The sequence below is a fragment of the Streptomyces sp. CAI-85 genome, assembly GCF_013363615.1.
Lineage (GTDB): Bacteria > Actinomycetota > Actinomycetes > Streptomycetales > Streptomycetaceae > Streptomyces > Streptomyces antibioticus_B.
In genome coordinates this window covers 1-6,099 of the sequence record NZ_JAANNX010000124.1, presented here as the reverse complement: position 1 = coordinate 6,099, position 6,099 = coordinate 1, and the positions used below count along the sequence as shown (strand labels likewise).

At 71.5% G+C, this 6,099-nt stretch carries 5 protein-coding genes; all 5 read left to right on the top strand.

Features of this window, described 5'->3' with window-relative positions:
- Positions 1 to 2,130 (top strand): ATP-binding protein (locus G6W55_RS36680; RefSeq protein WP_254876585.1); only part of this gene is annotated, 2,130 nt, incomplete at its 5' end.
- Between the two features lie 9 nt (positions 2,131 to 2,139).
- Positions 2,140 to 2,553: a roadblock/LC7 domain-containing protein gene (locus G6W55_RS36675; RefSeq protein ID WP_003993189.1), complete on the top strand. Its 414-nt coding sequence runs from the start codon at positions 2,140 to 2,142 to the stop codon at positions 2,551 to 2,553.
- 113 nt (positions 2,554 to 2,666) lie between these two features.
- The gene (locus tag G6W55_RS36670) at positions 2,667 to 3,065 is read left to right on the top strand and encodes a DUF742 domain-containing protein (RefSeq protein ID WP_009190816.1); all 399 of its coding nucleotides are present in this window, start codon (positions 2,667 to 2,669) and stop codon (positions 3,063 to 3,065) included.
- On the top strand, positions 3,046 to 3,621 hold the full coding sequence (locus G6W55_RS36665) for an ATP/GTP-binding protein (RefSeq protein ID WP_030793795.1): 576 nt from the start codon (positions 3,046 to 3,048) through the stop codon (positions 3,619 to 3,621). The genes G6W55_RS36670 and G6W55_RS36665 overlap by 20 nt, the downstream gene beginning before the upstream one ends.
- Positions 3,622 to 3,997: 376 nt before the next feature.
- Positions 3,998 to 6,099, top strand: a 2,102-nt coding sequence (locus G6W55_RS36660; protein ID WP_175524940.1) for a nitrate- and nitrite sensing domain-containing protein, incomplete at its 3' end; no start/stop codon positions are given.

Here is a 6,099-nt window from a genome sequence, read left to right as displayed (position 1 = left end):
CTGGAGTCCCGCGAGGCCGACCCGGACCAGCTCTCCTCGCTCTTCAAGCTCGACCACCTCGCCACCCGTATGCGCCGTAACGGTGAGAACCTCCTCGTCCTCGCGGGTGAGGAGCCCGGCCGCCGCTGGACCCGTCCGGTCCCGCTGGTCGACGTCCTGCGTGCCGCCGCCTCCGAGGTGGAGCAGTACGAGCGCATCGAACTGGCCTCCGTGCCGACCACCGAGGTCGCCGGCCGGGTCGTCAACGACCTCGTGCACCTCCTCGCCGAGCTGCTCGAGAACGCCACGTCGTTCTCGTCGCCGCAGACCAAGGTCAAGGTCACCGGTCACGCCCTGCCCGACGGCCGGGTGCTGATCGAGATCCACGACACCGGTATCGGTCTCTCCCCGGAGGACCTCGCCGCGATCAACGAGCGGCTCGCCTCGCCGCCCACCGTGGACGTCTCCGTCTCCCGGCGCATGGGCCTCTTCGTGGTCGGTCGTCTGTCCCAGCGGCACGGCATCCGCATCCAGCTCCGCCCGTCCGACTCCGGTGGTACGACCGCGCTGGTCATGCTGCCCGTGGACGTCGCCCAGGGCGGCAAGAAGCCCCAGCCCAAGCCCGGCCAGGGCGGTGCCGCGGGCGGTCCCGCCGCCGCGCAGGCCGCGGCCGGTGCCGCCGCGGCCCGCCGTCAGGCCGGCCAGCAGGGCGGTTCGCTCGGCGCCGGTGCCCCGGCGGCCGGCGGCGCCCTCGGCGCGGGCGCCGGCAACGGCGGCCGGCTCGCCGCCGGTCAGGGTCCCCGGGCCGCGCTGCCCGGCCGGGACGGCGCGGGCCGCCCCGCCGGCAACCCGCCGCGCGCCCAGCAGCCGCCCGCCGCTCCGCCGCAGGGCCGTCCGGCCCCGGCCGGCGCGGGTGCCGGGTACGGCAACCAGGCCCAGGGCGCGTCGCAGAACCTCCAGTCCTCCGGGACCGGCGGGCAGGGCACCGACATGTTCGGCGGGCGTCCGCCGCAGCAGCGCGCGAACAAGCCCGAGCAGGGCGGCCGCGGCCGTCAGCCGCAGTTGCCGCCGCGCGGCGGTGCGCGTGCCGAGCTGCCCGGCGGCGGCAACCCGCAGCCGCGGGTGACGAGCTGGGGCGACGAGAACGCCCAGCCGCCGGTCGGCCGCACCTCGATGGACGCCCCGCGCGGCCACGAGGAGCCGGACACCCAGCAGACCTCGCGGATGCCGCGGATCGACCAGCGGCAGGGCCCCGCCGGTCCGGCCGACTTCGGCCGCCCCGGCGTGCCGCAGCAGGGCCAGTCCCCGGCGGGCCGCCAGGACACGGGTCAGTTCCCTCGCCCGGGCGCCGGTGCCAACGGCCAGCAGCCCTCGGGCGGCGGCTACACCCGCTCCGACGTGTTCGGCTCCCCCAACGGCCAGCACCCCCAGAACGGTCACGCCCCGGCGAACCCGAACCAGTTCGCGGCTCCCCAGGCGTACGACAACAGCTCCACCGGACAGTTCGCCCAGCCCGGCTACGACGGCTCCGCCACCGGACAGCACGCGCTGCCCGTGCACCAGGACCCGTCCGCCACCGGTCAGTTCGAGCGTCCGCAGCTCAACGGGACGGGCGGCTACGGCCAGCCGCAGCCGTCGGTCCCGCCGCGTCCCGCCACCCGCCCCGAGCCGGAGGCACTGCCGCCGGCCACGGGTCCGGGCGACGGCCGCACCCCGCTGTACGACACGCTGGAGACCAACTGGTTCCACGGCGGTCCGCAGGCGGGCGGTCAGGCTCCGGCACCGCAGGCCCCCCAACAGCCGGCGCCGCAGCAGCAGGCTCCTGCCAATCCGCAGCGAGCCGCGTCCACCGGCGCCGCATGGCGCACGTCTCCCAACGACGAGCTGGTCCGGCAGGCCGAGCGCGTCAGGCAGCCCGCCGCGGGCGGCGTCACCACCTCCGGCCTGCCGCGCCGGGTACCCCGGGCGAACCTCGTCCCGGGCACGGCTCAGCAGCAACAGCACCAAACCGGTCCGCAGGTCTCGCGTGCGCCTGACGACGTACGCGGCCGGCTGACCAATCTCCGTCGGGGCATCGCCCAGGGTCGGCAGGCCGGCAACGGCCCGCAGACCGGCAGCTTCCCCAGCCCCACTCACCCGCAGGAGCGTTAGTTGAGCCAGATGAGCCAGGCGGCCCAGAACCTGAACTGGTTGATCACCAACTTCGTGGACAACACCCCTGGGGTGTCCCACACCGTCGTCGTGTCCGCCGACGGGCTTCTGCTCGCCATGTCCGAGGGCTTCCCGCGCGACCGTGCCGATCAGCTCGCGGCCGTCGCGTCGGGGCTCACCTCGCTCACGGCCGGCGCCTCCCGGATCTTCGAGGGCGGCAGCGTGGCGCAGACCGTCGTCGAGATGGAACGAGGATTCCTCTTCCTCATGTCCGTCTCGGACGGCTCGTCCCTCGCTGTGCTCGCGCACCCCGAGTGCGACATCGGTCTGGTGGGTTACGAGATGGCGCTCCTCGTCGACCGGGCGGGTGCGGTACTCACGCCCGACCTGCGCGCCGAGCTCCAGGGCAGTCTGCTCCACTGACCCGCCCCAGTACCACCCGCCTCACGAAATCACCGTCCGGCCGACACAATCCCCCCACCGGCCCAGACGGACGGCACGACCGACCGAGAAATGCTGTCCCGCCCGGAGGATTCATGACCCCGCCCACCGCCCATCATGATCCGTACGCGGAGCCGTACGGGGATGAGGGCGACCAGCCGCTGGTGCGTCCCTACGCGATGACCGGTGGCCGGACCCGGCCGCGCTATCAGCTCGCCATCGAGGCGCTGATCAGCACCACGGCCGACCCGGCAGCGCTCATGGGGCTGCTCCCGGAGCACCAGCGCATCTGCCATCTGTGCCGTGAGGTGAAGTCGGTCGCCGAGGTCTCGGCGCTGCTGGCCATGCCTCTCGGTGTGGCGCGGATCCTGGTGGCGGACCTCGCCGAGGCCGGACTGGTGGCCATTCACCAGCCGGGCGGCGACGAGAACAACGGCGGCGCTCCGGACGTGACGCTGCTCGAAAGGGTGCTCAGTGGACTTCGCAAGCTCTGACGGAGGCCGGGCGACCACCTCCGCGAAGATCGTGGTGGCCGGTGGCTTCGGCGTCGGCAAGACCACGTTCGTGGGCGCCGTCTCCGAGATCAACCCGCTGCGCACGGAGGCCGTGATGACGTCCGCGAGCGCGGGCATCGACGACCTCACCCACACCGGGGACAAGACCACCACCACGGTGGCGATGGACTTCGGCCGTATCACGCTGGACCAGGATCTGATCCTGTACCTGTTCGGTACGCCGGGCCAGGACCGTTTCTGGTTCATGTGGGACGACCTGGTGCGCGGTGCCATCGGCGCGGTGGTCCTGGTGGACACGCGCCGGCTGGCGGACTGCTTCCCCGCGGTCGACTACTTCGAGAACTCCGGCCTGCCGTTCGTCGTCGCCCTCAACGGCTTCGACGGCCAGCAGCCGTACCAGCCGGAGGAGGTCCGTGAGGCCCTCCAGATCGGGCCGGACACCCCCATCATCACGACGGACGCCCGGCACCGCTCGGACGCCAAGAGTGCGCTCATCACACTGGTCGAGCATGCGCTGATGGCCCGGCTGCGATAGTTTTCCCATGATCCGTGCCGTACGGCACCCGTCGTAGACGTTCCGGAGCCGACCGTGCCCTTTGACACGGTCGGCTTCGGTGTTCATAACGTTTCGGCAGAGGAATCCGGTGGTACGGCAACGCGTCGCGGTCACTTGGTGTCGCTGCGCGCATGAAAGCCCTGTCTTTTGGCGGGGCTCGCTCTTTTTGACCGTTTTATGTGGGGCTTACATCACAGCGAACCGGCTCTTCTCACTGTTTGGAAGAGCGCAGGTCGTCATGCTGGAATGCCTGAACTGCCCAATAGTCAATGACGTACTCATGGTCGATGGCTGACCGGGCTCTGAGACACTGCGGCACGACGAAGGTGCCGACCGCCGAGAGGTTGTTGGTCGAGTGAGGCGAAGCAATAACAGTCCCGAGCCTGCGGCCCGGGGCAACTTCACCCCGCCGCCGCGCGGAGCGGCGACCGCCCCTGTGCCCGGCTCGGAGCCGACGGCAACGCCCGCGCAGAGCGGCGGCCGTCTCTCCCCGCGCAACTGGCGGGTGCCGACCCGGCTGAACGCGATCCTGCTCATACCCGTGCTGGTCGGCCTGGTCATGGGCGGCTTCCAGGTGAAGAGCTCGATCGACACCTGGCAGGAGGCCGAGGACGCGCAGAACACGGCCCAGCTCGTGCGGGCCGCTCTGACGTACGACGACGCGCTCTACAAGGAGCGCGACATCAGCGCCGCGCCGCTCCTCGCGGGCAAGCGGGACGACGACACCGTCACCGAGGCCCGCCGGAACACGGACGTCGCGGCCGCCGCCTTCAACGAGGCCGCGGAGAGCATGCCGGACAAGCCGGGTCTCCAGCGCCGTCTGGACCTGTTCCGCGCGGCGGAGAAGAACCTGCCGAAGATCCGCGCGGCCGCCTACACCTCGAAGCTCCCCGCCGTGGCGACCGAAGAGGGCTACACCTCGGTCGCCCACCCGCTGATGGAGTTCTCCAACGAGCTGGGCCTCGGCACCGGAAACATCACCTCCTACGGCCGTACGGTCTACGCGATCTCGCTGACCAAGGCCGCCACGTCCCTCCAGCGCTCGATCGGCATGCATCTGCTGATCTCGCCCGGTCCGAAGGACGGCGACTTCGCCAAGCAGCGGGTCGCGCTCTCCTCCTACGCCTACCTCGAGCGCATCGCCGTCGAGGAGTACAAGGGCGGTGGCAGCGAGGAGGACGCCGCCAAGCTGGACACGGCCGAGGCCGAGCTGAAGACGCAGGCCGCCGCGTTCGCCGCCGAGCAGAAGCAGAAGGACGACGACTACGTCCCGCCGCCGTCCGACTCGACCGTCATGGTCGGCGCCATCTCCACGATGAAGACCACCGACGGCGCCGAGCGCGCCGGTCTGGCCCAGGTCGGCATCAGCAAGGAGAACTGGTGGGCGCTCACCACGCTGAAGTACGACGCGTACCGTCAGATCCAGTCGGACATGGCCGACGCGGCCGTGACCGAGGCGTCTGACATCGCCTCGGACGCCAAGACCTCCGCGATCATCACCGGTGCGGCCGTCGTGGTCGCCCTGCTGCTGGCGTTCATCCTCGCCGGCGCGGTGGCCCGCCAGATGTCCCGCTCGATGCGCCAGCTCCGCAACGCCGCCTTCGGCATCGCCGAGCAGCGGCTGCCGATGCTGGTCGACCAGCTCTCCCGCACCGACCCCGGCCGGGTCGACACCCGGGTCGCCCCGATCCCGATCACCACCACGGACGAGATCGGCGAGGTCGCCCGCGCCTTCGACCAGGTCCACCGCGAGGCGGTCCGGCTGGCCGCCGAGCAGGCCCTGCTGCGGGGCAACATCAACGCGATCTTCACCAACCTGTCGCGCCGCAACCAGTCGCTGATCGAGGGCCAGTTGACCCTGATCACCGACCTGGAGAACAACGAGGCCGACCCGGACCAGCTCGAGAACCTGTTCCGTCTGGACCACCTCGCGACCCGTATGCGCCGCAACGGCGAGAACCTCCTGGTCCTCGCCGGCGAGGAGCCGGGCCGCCGCTGGGACCAGCCGGTCCCGCTGGTCGACGTGCTGCGCGCCGCCTCCTCCGAGGTGGAGCAGTACGAGCGCATCGAGCTGTCGGGCGTCCCGGAGGCCGAGATCCACGGCCGCGCCGTGACCGACCTCGTGCACCTGCTGGCCGAGCTGCTGGAGAACGCCACCACGTTCTCCTCGCCGCAGACCAAGGTCCGGGTCACCGCGACCCGTCTCCCCGACGGCCGCGTGATGATCGAGATCCACGACAAGGGCATCGGCCTCACCGCCGAGGACTTCGCGGACATCAACCACAAGCTGGCCAACCCGCCGACCGTGGACGCCGCGATCTCGCAGCGCATGGGTCTGTTCGTGGTCGGCCGGCTGTCCGACCGGCACGGCATCCGGGTCCAGCTCCGCCCCTCGGGCGAGCAGGCCGGCACCACCTCGCTGGTCATGCTCCCGGACGCCATCACCCACGGTGGCGG

Coding starts and splice junctions, on each gene's coding strand:
- G6W55_RS36675 (WP_003993189.1), top strand. CDS start 2,140: ATGAGCCAGGCGGCCCAGAACCTGAACTGGTTGATCACCAACTTCGTG.
- G6W55_RS36670 (WP_009190816.1), top strand. CDS start 2,667: ATGACCCCGCCCACCGCCCATCATGATCCGTACGCGGAGCCGTACGGG.